The 13905-nt window shown below is 64.6% G+C and carries 15 protein-coding genes and 1 pseudogene; 4 read left to right on the top strand and 12 right to left on the bottom strand.

From position 1 onward, the window contains the following. Positions 1-9: 9 nt before the first annotated feature. The 12 genes and pseudogenes from A5724_RS31735 to A5724_RS31680 form a co-directional block, all read right to left on the bottom strand. The gene (locus tag A5724_RS31735; protein ID WP_067811917.1) at positions 10-786 is read right to left on the bottom strand and encodes an SDR family NAD(P)-dependent oxidoreductase; all 777 of its coding nucleotides are present in this window, start codon (positions 784-786) and stop codon (positions 10-12) included. Between the two features lie 74 nt (positions 787-860). After that, entirely contained in the window at positions 861-1382 is a 522-nt protein-coding gene (locus tag A5724_RS31730) for a hypothetical protein (RefSeq protein WP_067811915.1), read from the bottom strand. A gap of 294 nt (positions 1383-1676) precedes the next feature. Beyond that, the gene (locus A5724_RS33480; protein WP_156752540.1) at positions 1677-2033 is read right to left on the bottom strand and encodes a GNAT family N-acetyltransferase; all 357 of its coding nucleotides are present in this window, start codon (positions 2031-2033) and stop codon (positions 1677-1679) included. A gap of 115 nt (positions 2034-2148) precedes the next feature. Beyond that, entirely contained in the window at positions 2149-3078 is a 930-nt protein-coding gene (locus A5724_RS31720; RefSeq protein ID WP_067811911.1) for an NADP-dependent oxidoreductase, read from the bottom strand. Next, positions 3069-4523, bottom strand: a complete 1455-nt coding sequence (locus A5724_RS31715; RefSeq protein WP_369830689.1) for an NAD(P)/FAD-dependent oxidoreductase — start codon at positions 4521-4523, stop codon at positions 3069-3071. Before A5724_RS31715 ends, A5724_RS31720 begins: the two co-directional genes overlap by 10 nt. Positions 4524-4610: 87 nt before the next feature. After that, positions 4611-6899 carry a LuxR C-terminal-related transcriptional regulator gene (locus A5724_RS31710; protein ID WP_067812049.1) on the bottom strand — a complete coding sequence of 763 codons (2289 nt, stop codon included), beginning with the start codon at positions 6897-6899 and terminating at the stop codon, positions 4611-4613. Positions 6900-7465: 566 nt separating this feature from the next. Continuing rightward, positions 7466-7849: pseudogene (locus A5724_RS34855) on the bottom strand (cupin domain-containing protein); the annotation flags it as partial. Further along, positions 7842-8591 (bottom strand): SDR family oxidoreductase, encoded by a 750-nt coding sequence (locus A5724_RS31700; protein WP_067811904.1) that lies wholly within the window; start codon positions 8589-8591, stop codon positions 7842-7844. The gene A5724_RS31700 and the pseudogene A5724_RS34855, both read right to left, overlap by 8 nt. Then, complete coding sequence (locus A5724_RS31695) at positions 8588-9052, bottom strand: hypothetical protein (RefSeq protein ID WP_067811902.1); 465 nt, start codon at positions 9050-9052, stop codon at positions 8588-8590. The genes A5724_RS31700 and A5724_RS31695 overlap by 4 nt, the downstream gene beginning before the upstream one ends. Next, complete coding sequence (locus A5724_RS31690) at positions 9036-9482, bottom strand: cupin domain-containing protein (RefSeq protein WP_067812047.1); 447 nt, start codon at positions 9480-9482, stop codon at positions 9036-9038. The genes A5724_RS31695 and A5724_RS31690 overlap by 17 nt, the downstream gene beginning before the upstream one ends. Positions 9483-9499: 17 nt before the next feature. Continuing rightward, positions 9500-9655 (bottom strand): hypothetical protein, encoded by a 156-nt coding sequence (locus tag A5724_RS31685; RefSeq protein WP_232005043.1) that lies wholly within the window; start codon positions 9653-9655, stop codon positions 9500-9502. Positions 9656-9826: 171 nt separating this feature from the next. Beyond that, on the bottom strand, positions 9827-10132 hold the full coding sequence (locus tag A5724_RS31680; protein WP_067811895.1) for a hypothetical protein: 306 nt from the start codon (positions 10130-10132) through the stop codon (positions 9827-9829). Positions 10133-10457: 325 nt separating this feature from the next. Between A5724_RS31680 and A5724_RS31675 the strand changes: the two genes are divergently transcribed. The 4 genes from A5724_RS31675 to A5724_RS31660 all read left to right on the top strand — a co-directional run bounded on the left by A5724_RS31675 (position 10458) and on the right by A5724_RS31660 (position 13891). Beyond that, on the top strand, positions 10458-11063 hold the full coding sequence (locus tag A5724_RS31675) for a flavodoxin family protein (RefSeq protein WP_067811893.1): 606 nt from the start codon (positions 10458-10460) through the stop codon (positions 11061-11063). A 110-nt stretch (positions 11064-11173) separates the two neighbouring features. Next, positions 11174-12586, top strand: a complete 1413-nt coding sequence (locus tag A5724_RS31670; RefSeq protein ID WP_067811891.1) for a PLP-dependent aminotransferase family protein — start codon at positions 11174-11176, stop codon at positions 12584-12586. 130 nt (positions 12587-12716) lie between these two features. Continuing rightward, positions 12717-13097: a nuclear transport factor 2 family protein gene (locus A5724_RS31665; RefSeq protein ID WP_082965382.1), complete on the top strand. Its 381-nt coding sequence runs from the start codon at positions 12717-12719 to the stop codon at positions 13095-13097. A gap of 23 nt (positions 13098-13120) precedes the next feature. After that, the gene (locus A5724_RS31660) at positions 13121-13891 is read left to right on the top strand and encodes an SDR family NAD(P)-dependent oxidoreductase (protein ID WP_067811889.1); all 771 of its coding nucleotides are present in this window, start codon (positions 13121-13123) and stop codon (positions 13889-13891) included. Positions 13892-13905: the final 14 nt, after the last annotated feature.

The following is a 13905-nucleotide window of genomic DNA, read 5'->3' as shown; positions in this document are numbered from 1 at the left end:
TCCTTGCGCTCAATTGCGGCCGGCCATGATGCCGCCGTCGACGTTGAGAATCGCGCCGGTGATCCAGCTAGCTTGCTCGGAGAGCAGGAACGTGATCGCGTTGGCCAAGTCGACCGGAGTGCCGACGCGGCCCAGTGGGTGCAGGGGCGCGAACGTCGCAAGTGTGGCGTCGATCTCGTCCTTGGCGACAAAGCGTTCGTAGAGAGGAGTTTTCACGACTGCCGGTGCGACGGCATTGACGCGGATCTGGTGGTCGGCCAGTTCGATGGCCAGGTTGTGGGTGAGCGCGTGCAGCCCCGCCTTCTGCATGGAGTAACCCGACGATGGGGTGGCGCCGATGGCCTGATGCGCCCACATGGAGCCGATATTGACGATCGAGCCGCCCCCACCGTTGGCAATCATGCCCGCGACCACGGTCTTCGTGAGGAAGAATAGAGCATAGTTCAGATCGAGGTAGGAATCGTAGGTCTGAGCGTCGTAGTCCAGGAACGACTTTGGGATGAAGAAGCCGGCCGCGTTGACCATCAGTGTCGCGTCGCCGTGTTGTTCAGACAGTACACGCTGGATATCGCTGACTGCGGTTCGGTCGGTCAGTTCGGCAGCGATGCCCCAGGCTTGACCGCGCCGGTCGGCGAGCTCAGCGACGGTGTCATCGACGCGGCCCTTTGAACGTCCGATGATCACCGCGCTGCCGCCGCGATCGATGACGTCGAGCGCGACCTGGCGCCCCATGCCCGCACTGCCGCCGACGACAACGATCTTCTTGCCGCTGAACTCTGTGCTCATCAATGGTTCCCTTCGAAGGATGAATAGCCGGTCTGTTGGAGCTCAAGCTTCGTTACGCTTGGGGTGAGCTGTCTTCACCCGCAGCGCTGTTCACCCGGGTGACTGGAAAGGTCGGGTTGCGCGCCGGCACGATCGCGGCACAGCGCGGCAACGTCACACGGCACCGGTTCGGCCGGGCCGGCCGGATTGGTGATCGTGACGGCGCAGACCGCCGCGCCCAAAAAGAACAACACCGCGCTGACCTGAACAAGCCGAAGAAAGCTGGCGTCATTCAGCGTGCTGCGGCGACCAGCCCCATACACGCCACCGCAATCCAACGGCATGACCGTGAGTACCAATCCCGTTGCCAACAGCGTCATTCCGGGCAACATCTGTGACATCACATGGAAATCGCGCGCGGTGGGCCGGCTCATCAGCAACCCGACCCCGGCGATCATCGGGCCGGCGATCAGGAAGATCCGCGGCCCGATGCGGGCGGCAGCGCTGCCGACGGGGCGGGCGAAAAGAAACGAAAGAACGGGGATGGGCGCGGTGGTCAACCCGGCCGCGGTAGCCGAATAGCCGACGATCTCTTGGGTGTAGAGCGTGACGGCCAACCGAGCTCAGCGCCAGCCCTCCGTAGACGAATGCGGTGGCGAGGTTGCCGCCCGCGAAGGCGCGGTTGCTGAATAGGCGCAAGGGCAACATGGCGTGCTGTGCGCGGCGCTGCCACCGAACGAATGCGATCAATGACCCACTGATGAAGGTCCAATCCGCCGTCGAGGTCGCGTGTCATGGCAGGAACCGCCAAGTTCACCACGGTGCTGTCGACGAAGGCCACCATCGACACCGTCACCACCATCACACGGCTTGCCGGCGCGGCGTCGCGGACTTTCATTGCCCGGTCGTGGTTACTGATAGGGCGCCGGCTCGACCCTCTCAGAAACGCGCAGATCGCGGGGCGCGGTCACGCCGGGACGGTCGGCGTCGACGACGTCGTGGTATTCGGGGTTGTCGGCGATGAAGTCGGCGACGAATCCGCAATAGTTCGAGATTTTGTCGCCGCGCCTACGCAGATCATCGAGGACGCTGCGGACCAACTGCGCACCGAGGCCCTTGCCGCGGAATGCGGGCTCGATCGCCGTGTGACGGATGACGACGCGGCCCCGAATCCGCTTGTACACCACGACTCCGACTACCCGATCGTCGACGACGCCCTCGTAGCAGCTCTCGGCTTCGTTATCGGTGATTCGCATGACTGAACTCACGAAGGGTCTGTCTCCTCTACGGACTTGGGGCTGCCCGATCCGAGGTTTCCGTCAACCCGGGTGGATGGTCATCACCCTCACCCGGGTGAATCTGATCTAGCCGACGGCCACCTCGTCAGCTGTCGGTCCTGATGACCGCCCCGCTGGGCTCGCGGCCCGCGACGACTTGTGCCAGGGCTGAGGCAGCGTGAGCCAGTCCGTACGTCCGCGGGGTCGGCACGTGTAGCCGCTGTTCGTAGAGCAGCGCGGCCAAGGAATCGAGTCGAGCACCGTCGGAACGGACGTAAACAGCCGTGACGTTGATGCCGCGGGTGGATTCGGGTGGGTCGGGGGTGATGGTCGCCAGCCGGCCACCATCGGCAAGCGCGGTCATTGCGTTGGCAGCGCCCCCGCGGGCGGCGTTCGCGACAGCGTCGATATGTCCCTCCGCCAACACCTTTGCGTGTTGCGGCCACATCGGATCGCGGTAGTCGAAGATCTCGCGTGCGCCATACCCCCGGACCCGGTCCGCGCTGCGCGGACCGGCGGTGGCGAGCACGTCGACCCCGCGCAGCGCAGCCAGTTGGACAATGAGGCCACCGGTGATGCCGCCGGCGCCGTGAACAAGCAACGTTTCTCCGCCGCAAAGAGCCAACGCCTCGTCGACCACTTGTCCGGCGGTCAACGCGGGCACCGGAAAGACTGCCGCAGTGTCCCACGAGACCGCGGAGGGTTTGTGGGCCAGCGCTTCGACCGGCGCGATGACAAACGGCGCCCACGTTCCTTGGTCGCGCAGGGGCGCGACGTGACACAGCACCTCGTCGTCCGTACTGAAGTCGTTCGAGCGGGCACCGATGGCCTTGACGACTCCGGCCGCCTCGACGCCGAGCGCCATCGGCGGCGAAACGCCAACGTCCCAATCGCCGGTGCGAACGATGTTGTCCCAGTTGCCGATCCCGGCGCTACGGACCTCGATGAGTGCCTCGTCCGCTGCCAACGGTCGCGGCTCCTCCACTTCGAGGATCTCCACCTGGGCGCCTAACGCGCGGATTCCCGCTACCCGCATGGGACCGCTCCAGGAGCGACGGCCGCGAAGGACTCCTCGGCCAGCAGCAGATCCCAAACCTGGTTGACCGTCGGATGCGGCGCGACAACATGGCGGAGCAGACTGACCGGAATCTTCGCAACGACGGCCAGGGTGGCGGCTTGGGCCAGTTCCGAGAACTGCGGACCGACGAACGTCGCACCGAGCAGTGTGTCGGTGTCGGCGTCGATGACCACCTTGGCCCATCCTTCGAAGCCATCGCGGTAGAGGGCCAGAAACCGCAGGGTGCCGGGATAACCAGCAATCCGCGTCCGTACCCTGAATCCCTGCACACGAGCCTGACTTTCGGTGAGGCCGACCCTGACCAATTGCGGTTCGGTGAAGATCACTTGCGCGATATTGCCCGCATCACGGGCCACCAACTTGTCCTCGTCGAGGTGTAGCCCGGCCGCCACGGACGCGATGATCTCGGCGACCAGACGGCCGTGGTAGGTCGAGATGTGCGACAGTCTCGCGCGCCCCGTGGTGTCACCAAGGGCGTAGAGCCAACCGCCGGTGACGCCGACCGCCTGAAGGTGATCATTCACCTGAATTGGCTGGCCGCTTTGCAGACCAACGGACTCCAGTCCGATATCGTCGGTGTTGACGCACCGTCCGGCGGCCAGGACGATCTCGTCCACCTCGATAGTCCTGTCGTTGAACGTCGCCGTGACGGGCCCGCCCGCCACTGGGCGGGCGACCGACGACAACTGTGTCTGAAAGTGTATTTCGACCCCTTGGCTTCGCAGCGACTCCGCGACGAGTTCACGAGCCTCGGGTTCGCAGCCGTCCAACAGCGCATCGTCGCGTACGAGATGCGTTACAGCCGAGCCGAAACCGCGCAGTATGGTCGCGAATTCGACGCTGACCGGGCCGCCACCGACAACCAGCGCGCGGGGCGGCACTCGTGTCATGGTGACCAGGTCCCGATTGGTCCACGGGCGTGCCTGCACCAGCCCAGGTATCTCCGGCATATACGGACGCGTGCCGGTCGCCACGACCACCGCGTGGCGCGCAACCAAGATGGTCTCACTGTGATCGGCTTGCGTCACGTGCACTGTTCGTTTGCCGCGCAATCGGCCGATCCCATGAAACACGGCTACCCCGGATTGGCGCAGTGACGCCGTTCGGTCTTGGTCCGAGAGATGCTCGATGAGCCAGTCGCGTTTGGCGAAAACAGCGGACACGTCGAAGCAGTCATCCGAGATCGCCTCTCGCACACCGGGAACGGCCTTCGCGAGATTCAACACCTCGATCGAGCGCAGCAGTGACTTACTCGGATTGCAGCCCCAGTAATGGCACTCACCGCCGACCAGACGATCCTCGACGAGTGCTACGGCAAGCCCGGACGATGCGAGCTTCCGCACGGCGGCCACCCCGCCGACCCCGTCGCCGATGACGATGACGTCGAGTTCCGTGTCGCTCACATTCATCCTTCCGGTTCGGATCAGCCGTATCTCACTGTGGCTCAACCTTCCGCGCCGGTCATCACCCCACCCGCATGTTCACCCGGGTTAGTGCAAGCCAAGCTCGCGGGCTCGGATCACCGCCGCGCTGCGGCTCTCGACGCCCAGTTTGCGGTAGACGGCGCGCTGGTGGGTTTTCACGGTGTTCAGCGACACGTAAAGCCGCTGACCGATTTCGCGGCGCGACAACTTGGTCGCCAGCAGCCCGAGCACCTCATGCTCTTTGGCGGTCAGCTCCTCTGCGAGCGTGGCGCCGTTACGCGGGCTCGTCTCGACCGCCTTCGGGCGGCGCGCCGCGCTGAGTGACTTGGCAACGATGCCGCCGTCGGCACAGCCGCGCAGTAGCATGGCCGCCTCGTTGCGACTGGCTCGGCGTTTCGCATGCTCGCCGCGGCGTCCGAGAATCTCGGCCCGGATCAACAGCGCGTTGGCCACTTCGAGGACTCCTGCGCCGCGCCGGGCCAACCGGACGGCGATGTCGGCGGCTTCAGCGGCTGCGTCCGCGTCGCCACGCACATCGAGGATGATGGCTGTGACAAGCGACGCCATCATGTCCGCGAAGTGCTCCTCGGCGGCCAGATCCTTGGTGCTGCCGGTCGTACGGCGGATTAGGTCTTCGGCATCGGCCAGCTGCCCTTGGCGGGCCGAGATCATGGCGAGATAGCCCACCGCGTAGCGGTGCGCGAGCTGATGACCGAATTTCTCGGCCAGTGACGCCGCTGCGCGGAATGCCGCCTGGGCGTCGTGCGTGCAGCCTGAGTAATACAGCGAAGCTCCGTATACGCAATACGCAATCGGCCCATCCACCGGCGCATCGCCGAGGTCGAGGCTGGCGCCCCGTCGCGCTGTATCGAGGGCTGCAGCAAGGTCACCGGACTTGAAACGGTGCAGCGCGCGCAGCACGACGAGCTTTGCATCGACGTTGTCGACATCAGTGGTATCGCCCGCGCGCAGGGCCTGCACCGCGTCGATCCAACGGCCCGCGTCCTCGACGCGGCCCCAGCCCAACGCGATCCATGCCCTGGCCATGCTCAACTGCGCGTTACCTGACACGGTTCCGACCGGCAGCGCGTCCAGCCAGCTCGACACCGTCGACAGACGGCCGATGTTGAACGTGGTGGCCCAATTGGTGGCGATCAGGTCTGCCGCGCCGGGCATGTCACCGGCAGCCACGAGGTGCTGTACGGCCTCGTCGATGAGGCCCTCGTCTGCGAACCAAGCTGCGGCCCGTTGATGCAGGATCGGGATCAAAGTCGGCTCGCTACAACGTAATTCGGTCCGCAGCAAGTCGTTGAACAGTTGGTGATATCGGTACCAGCGCCGTGAGACATCCAAGGGCATCAGGAACAGGTTGTCCCGCTCGATGGTTTCCAGCACCGACGCGCAGCCACTCGTTTGCAGCACCGTGTCACACAGCGGCCCACTCAACCTGTTCAGCAGCGAGGTCCGCAGCAGAAAATCGCGGATGTGAGGTGGTTTGCCGTCGAGTACCTCGGCGACGAAGTAGTCGACGATGTGACGATTGTCGCCGGCGAAGTCCTCGATGAACGCTGCTGCATCGGCGCGGCCTGCCAACGAGAGGCCTGCGAGGTATAGGCCGGCCGCCCATCCCTCCGTACGGCGGAACAGGAGTTCGATCTGCGCGTCGGACAATTTGAAACCGAGCACACCGTCGAGCAGATCCGCGGCTTCGCCTTCGTGAAAACGCAGCTCTTCGGCACGTAGCTCCAGCAGCTGCCCGCGGGCCCGAAGCCGCGCCAACGGCAGAACGGGATCCGAGCGGGTGGCAATCACGAGTCGGAGTACCTGCGGCATCCGTTCGACGACGAAGCCCACCTGCTCGTGCACGGTCCGATCCTCGACAACGTGATAGTCGTCCAGGATCAACGCGATTTCGTTGTCGATGGCCGCCAGCTCGTCGAGCAGGGTGGGCAGAACCACCCGTCGAAGGTCGGCGCCCATCGTGATGAGCTCGACCGCACGCGGAGCCACGCTCGGGTTGGCTTTGTTCAGCGCCGTGACCGCACAGGCCCAGAATCGGGCCGGGTCGTTGTCGGAAGCATCGAGGGACACCCAGCCGCACCGAGGGCGATCATCGGCGCTGTTCACCCATTGCGCCAGAAGCGTCGTCTTACCCCAGCCCGCCGGTGCACTGAGCAACGTCAGCTTGGGGGACGGGTCCGCAGAAAGCTTCTCGATGAGGGCTGCTCGTTCGATGAGCTGAGCACGGATGGCAGGGGGCGACGATTTGGCGGCAAGCAGCACCGCCGGATCGCCGCCATCAGCGGCGGTGACGCACGGTAGATCAGTAGTCTTCGTGCTGCCACCGACTAGCATGTTTAAAAACGCTAATCGCGGCATCTCGCCGGTCGTGGGCCAGTTGAGTGCGTCGACATTGGGCCAGTCGCCCCATTGCCGCGAGGAGAGGACCGAACAGTCCATCCTCCAGCCGGTTGACTGGTTGGTTACTGCTTTAACTGGAAGTCCAGTAGCGCGACCGGCATGTGCGGGTCGAGGGGAACGGCATCACATTCGCACGTTATCGCTGATGTGCCGCCGGTATCCGAGTTGCGCGCCGTCAACTCGACCACTAGCCGCAGTTCCGTCGGCTCGGTGATGCCCAGTCCCACCACACGGATGGTCGGCAGCTCGCTGAGCATGTCGAGTCGCATCGGCACCACCCTCATCGGGTGGCTGCCTTCGGCGACGGAACTCAGTGCGATGTTGCCGCTGTCGGCGAGTAGGAGGTCGTTCGACAGCGCCTTGCCTGTCAGGGTGATCGAGATCTCGCCGCCCGACTGGGCCGGGTGGGCAGCCACTGTCGTGGTGGCCCCCGTCAGGACGAGCTCACGGGTTTGTTCACGCCATCGGTGGGCAACGGTGTCTTCGAACCGTTTGGCGTGCAGTTCCTTTCGATCCTCGAGTTCCGCTTCGGGCACAGGTTCGAGCAACTGTTGCCCGGGTGCGCGGAACATCGTGAGGACGAAGCTACAGGCGATGTCGTCGCGGTTGTTCGCGTCCCGATAGTGGATCAGGTCGCCGCCCGGCGCCCAGAACGCGTCTCCCGCGCGCAGGACGCGTGGCGCCTGCCCTTCGAGTTCGAACAGCATCTCACCGTCAATCATGTAGCCGAAAGCCGGACCGCTGCGAACCCGATGTGGGGGATAGCCGGGGGAGCCGGGCGGATGTTCGATGAGAACGGTCAGCACATGAGCATCCGCAGGAATCCACGGTGGTCGCACGTCCTGCACGACGCTGATACTTGATTCCGATTGTGACTCAGGCATGTTGCGCGGCGATCCAGTCCGCGTACCGCGTGGTGTAGATGGTGGCGTTCTCGTCGGGGGCGAGGGTGTGATCATCGATCACCGCACCGAAGTATGGCGCCCGGGCGTCGGTGACGACCCGACGGGGATCGGCGTTGGCGGCGAGCGCGGTGCGGACGAAGTCGTCCATCCCGATGGCTTCGGGGCCGGCGACTTCTGTGACTCCGTTGGTGGGCTGCCCGACTGCTGCGCTGGCGACGGCGGCGGCGACATCGTCGGCGGCGATCGGGCGGAACAACGCGTGCGGCAACCTGACGATGTCTCCGTCTGTCGCGGAATCGGCCAAGCCGATCGCGAATTCATAGAACGGAGTTGCGCGCACAATCGAATAGGGCTGGCCCGACTTCGTGATGAGGTTCTCCTGGGCGGCTTTGGCTGTGTTGTAACCGCTGTCCGGCATGATCTGCGCGCCGACCACCGACAGCGCGACGTGGTGTTTGACTCCCGCGTTCCATTCGGCGGCAAGCAGGTTTTTGGTCGTCGTGGTGAAGAAGTGCATCACGGGTTCGTCGTCGAATACCGGTGAATCGGCGACGTCGACCACGACATCGGCGCCTGCGAGGGCGGTGGCAAGGCCTTCGCCGGTGAGTGAATCGACACCCGACCGGCGCGAGGATCGGATCACGTTGTGGTCCTGCGCGTTCAGAATGGCCGCGACTTTGGAGCCGATGAGCCCGCGACCGCCAATGACCACGATCTTCATGAGGAACCCTTCAAAGGTTGGATTTGACTCGGACCTAGGACGGCATAGGCTGCGGCCGCGCTGGCTGCGGAGAAGACGCTGTAACTGAGCGGTGATTCCGCGCCGAGGGATACAGCCATCGCTGTGCCGAACACGATGAGCACCAGGCATGTCGCCGCGCCGACGAGTTCCGGTCGCCAGCCGGTCAGAAGCAGGACCGCCAGGATCGTCTCGGTGGCGGTGGCAACCCACACGATGACAGTCAACAACCATCCGGAAGCGAACGGAACAAGTTGGTGGGCATAGTCGGCAAACGCGCCCATGCTGCCCCAGCTGCCCTGCCCGAACGGCTTCCACCAACCGAATCGGTCGGCGACAGCGGACAGAAACGCCGCCGCGAGTGACAGCCGAAGTGCTGTCCGGACTACCGCGATCGATTCAAGTTTGCCCCGACGTTTCTCGTCGTTAGCGGTGCGGCTCATTGTCGGCGGTGTCGTCGGTGGTAAGCGGACTGTCGCCGGTGTCGATCAGGAAAACCGCGAGCAGTTCAGCGGGTTCGGTGGCGCTGGCGTTCTCACTGATCGTGTGGTGCGCGCCGGGGGCTTCGCTCCAGGTCTCGCCGGCGTGATAGACACGAGCGGGTTCACCCTCGAGTTGGCTGCGGATCGCTCCGGAGATCACGTAGGCCATGATGAACGCCGACGGCGCGTGGTGGTGCGCGGCGCTCTTCCCACCGGGCGGATAACTGACCGTTACCGCTTGAAGCGATTTGCCGGGAATGTTGGTCGGCTGCTCGAAAACCGCACGGACAACGGGGCTTTGACCAGGGTTCGGAGGCGCCGGCTCGGCCGAGGCGGCAGGAGCGAGTATCCCGCCCGCGACCATCGCGGCGAGTAGTGTCTTCAAGGTCATCTGTCGGTTGTTTCCCTTCACTCGGCGGCCGCAGGCTCGGCCTCGGATTGCGGCTGGACGCTGACGAGTTCCAGGCCCAGATCGCGCACCCGGTCGAGCAGTCCGTAGAGCTGTGACTGGTCGCGGATTTCGCCGGTGAACACAGTTTCCCCCGCGCGGGACTCGAGGTGCATACCTTCAAGAGCGGATCCAAGTCGCTCGCTCACACGCCCTCGAATGCAGATCTGGTACATGGTCGGCTGCACTTACCCTCCGCTCGCTCTGTCGAGCCAGCATTCGCCGAGTGCGGGTGAGTCGTCATCACCCGGGCATCCAATTCACCCGGGTGAGGGCAGAACCGCGGGTCAATCGCTGTCGACGTCCAATTCCTCACGGGCCACCCTGTAGAACGACGTTCCGTCGTGGGGGCTGCCGCTGATCTGACCGCGGTGCCGCCTGGGCAACAGCGGGGGATCCTCGGTGTAGCCGACCTCGGGCTCCTCGGCGGCGAGGCGGCTGTCCAGCGTCAGGTTGTCATCAGGGGAGATCCAGCGCAGCGGCGCGTCGACCACGATGTCCCCGTCGTCGTTGCGCACCTCGTCGGAATCCAGGGATTCGCTGGGCCCCAACGTGCCATCCGGCCTGATGTCGTCGTAATCGCCGTCGATCATGATGCTCCTGACGTTTACGCGCGCCCTGCGGGTGGGCCGCGTCTCTACCTGTTGTCAATGCCGTCCGGTCCCGTTTTCGTGCCGTCCACTCGGAATTGACGCAAAGCACGGACTTTTTAGTCCCTCAGGCTATCCCTGGACGGCGGGCTGCGGCGGTGCGGACTCCGCGCTACCGGCTTAACTGTCCCCGATCTAGGCCTGCTCGTTGCTAATCACGATGGCAGAACTGTGAGGACTAATCCGTCCTTTATGGTGTTGGGGTCCGATCTTGACCGCACATCATCGAGACGTAGCCGTGATAGCTCCAGCGAAAGGACGACTCAACGTGGCAACTGTGGCCGTCGTCGCGCATTCACGTGCGGGACACACCTGGCGCATGGCCGAGGCGGTCTGCGACGGTGTGCGCACCGCTGACGCGCGGGTGTATCCCATTCGGATTGACGAGGATGGAACTGTCGACGAGACCGGCTGGACTGCGCTGGCCGCCGTCGACGGCGTCATCTTCGGCTGCCCCACACACATGGGCGGACCGTCCTGGCAGTTCAAACGCTTCGCCGACACCTCGCTCCGGGTATGGCGGGACACCGCCTGGCGCGACAAACTTGCAGGCGGCTTCACCAACTCGACCGGCATGAGTGGCGACAAGTTCTCGACGTTGACCTACCTCTGGACGTTGGCGATGCAGCAGGGCATGGTGTGGATCGGCTCCGGCATGAAACCCGCCCTCGCATACGACAAGGCCGCGCCCCGCGAAAGCATGAACTACATCGGTGGCTACGGCGGGGCGATGGCCACCAACCCGTTCGACGACCCGAAGGCCATGTCACCGGCGGACCTGGCCACCGCGGCGGCGTTCGGGCAGCGATTCGCCACCTTCCTGATCGCCGGGAGCACCCCGAACACCCCTTATGTCGACTTCACCAAGCCGTAACAACAGCAACTACCTGCGGCGATGCTGCGGCGTAGTCTTGATAGCGCTTTTTCAGGGAGATGACGCGATGAACGGCAGCGCCGACGCGGGTAGCGATCACGAGCACTGACATGGACGCGAAGAGCGGATCCCAGGACTCGGTCGTGGGATTGGATCTGCACCTGGATCGCCCGGGTGGGCGGGTGCGTGAGGGTGTGATGGACGCGATTCGCGACGCGATCCGTTCGGGACGACTGGTGCCGGGCATCCAGTTGCCGTCGAGTCGCGCGCTGGCCGCCGACCTCGGTGTCGCGAGAAACACCGTCGCCAGTGCCTACGCCGAACTTATCGCCGAGGGCTGGCTGACATCACAGTACGGTTCGTGCACATTGGTAGCCCCGCGTGCGGCCGCAGTGCTGCCTCCCGCCGCTGCGCCGCGGACGCGCTGGAAGCAGCCCCAGTTGGACCACGATCTGCGTCCGGGGCATCCGGACCTGTCCTCGTTTCCCCGCACCGAGTGGAGTCGTGCGGTCAAGCGCGCGTTGAACGTTGCCCCGTTCGAGGCGTTTGGGTATACCGACCCGCAGGGCCGGTCAGAACTTCGCAACGCCCTCGCCGATTATCTTGCCCGCGCTCGAGGGGTCCGGGCCCGACCGTCCAACATCGTCATCTCCAGCGGCGCCGCTGAAGGATTGAGCCTCGTGGCACGCGCACTGGCAGACGACGGCGTCGCTGCCGTTGCCGTCGAGGCCTTCGGCCTGTTCACCCAATGGCCGTCGCTGGCCCGCGCGGGATTACGCTGTCCGCCACTGCCAGTGGACGGCCATGGCGCTGACGTGACGGCGCTCGACGAGATGGCCGACGCGGGCGGGGTGCTGCTCACGCCGTCGCATCAGTTTCCGCTTGGCGTACCGCTGCATTCCGAGCGCCGTGCTGCGGTCGTCGATTGGGCGCGACGCACCGGCAGTGTGATCATCGAGGACGACTACGACGGCGAATTCCGCTACGACCGCAGCCCCGTTGGCGCTCTGCAGGGCATCGATCCCGGCCGCGTCATCTACATGGGGACGGCGAGTAAGTCGCTGGCGCCGGGGCTTCGACTCGGATGGCTCGTGTTGCCGGACAGACTCGTTGATGCGGTGCTTCGGCAGAGGGGCGAATTCGAGGAGACGTGCAGCTTCGTCGACCAGTTGACGATGGCCGAGTTCATCTCCTCCGGTTGCTATGACAGACACATCCGCACCATGCGCGCCCAATACCGCCGCCGCCGTGAGCAACTCGTCTCCGTAGTGGCCCGGTCGTCACCAACGACTTCCGTGGCGGGAATGCCCGCCGGTCTGCAGGTGATGCTCGAACTCGCTGACGCGGAGGAGAGCGCGTTGTGTCGCGAGCGCGCGTGGCGACGGCTCGGCGTGGAGGGGCTTCATCGGTATCGCCATCCCGATGCCTGCAGCAACCGGAACGGCTTGGTGGTCGGGTTCGCTGCGCCCGCGCCAAGCGCATGGTCGGCAGCCTTGGATGCCCTGATTCGACTGCTGCCCTGAGACGGCGGACGCGTAACGCCGAAATGCCGTCCTCACCCGGGTGATTCGGTGATCGGGGTGACGACAGCTCACCCCGCGAGGCTGCAGGCTCATGACGCCACGCACGCGTCGTCGTAAGAAGGAGCCGGCTATGACCGAAACCATGCAGACCACAGAGGATCTAGCGATACTCACGAAGCTCAACGAGGACTACATCCACTCCGACCAATTCAGCGATGTCAAGCGTTTCAGTGAGTTCCTCGCTGAAGACTTCCTCATCCAAACGCCTGGCGTCACCCGGAATCGCGAAGAGTACCTCTCCTACATCGCAAAGCCCCGTCCCTTCAAGGATCTCGCGGTGCACGACGTCAACATCCGCATCCTCAGTGACGTTGCATTGATCCACGCTCGCGCCACATACACCATGCTCGCCGACGGCGTTCATCAGGAAGCGCTGTATACGGACACCTATCAGAAGCGTGACGGCGGCTGGGTCTGTGTCGCAGCCTGCGCGATCGCTCCTGGCGCCTGACCCCTCCGAACAGGAAGCTACACATGCGTTTTCAGGCCAAGAAGGTCATCGTGGTCGGCGGGAGTGCCGGCATGGGACGACAGGTCGCGATCGATGTCGTCGATCACGGTGGCAGCGCGGTGATCATCGGCAGCTCGATCGACCGTGTCGACGACACCGTGGCCGAGCTGACTGACCGGCGGGGTCAAGCGTGGGGGATCGCCGCCGAACTGACCGACCGCAAAGCCGTCGCCGATGTACGACGCACCCTCACAGAGCAACACCGCGACGCAACCCTGCTGGTCAACGCGGCGGGATTCTTCATCCCCAAAGCGTTTCTCGAATACGACGCCAAGGACTACGACTCCTACATGGAGATCAACTATGCCCTGTTCGTCCTCACACAGTCCGTCGTCGAGGGCATGATCGCCCGCGGCGAAGGCGGTTCCATCGTCAACATCGGCAGCATGTGGGCCCATCAGGCCATCGGCGTGACCCCGTCAGTCGGGCACTCGATGCAAAAAGCAGGGCTGCACGCGCTCACCCACAACCTCGCCATCGAGCTTGCCAAGCACAAGATCCGCGTCAACGCGGTGGCGCCTGCGGCCGTCAAGACGCCCGCTGTCGAGAAATGGATTCCGAAGGACGAGATCGACGCCACGCTCGAGACGTTCGCACCGCTTCATCCCCTCGGACGAATCGGCACACCGGCCGACGTCGCCAATGCCATCACCTTCCTGCTGTCCGAGCAAGCAAGTTGGATCACCGGCGCGATCCTCAATGTCGACGGCGGTGTGATGGCAGGCCGGAACTGACTGACGGAGGAATC

It is taken from the genome of Mycobacterium sp. ACS1612, assembly GCF_001667505.1.
Classification (GTDB): domain Bacteria; phylum Actinomycetota; class Actinomycetes; order Mycobacteriales; family Mycobacteriaceae; genus Mycobacterium.
This window is presented reverse-complemented; position numbering and strand designations above follow the sequence as displayed.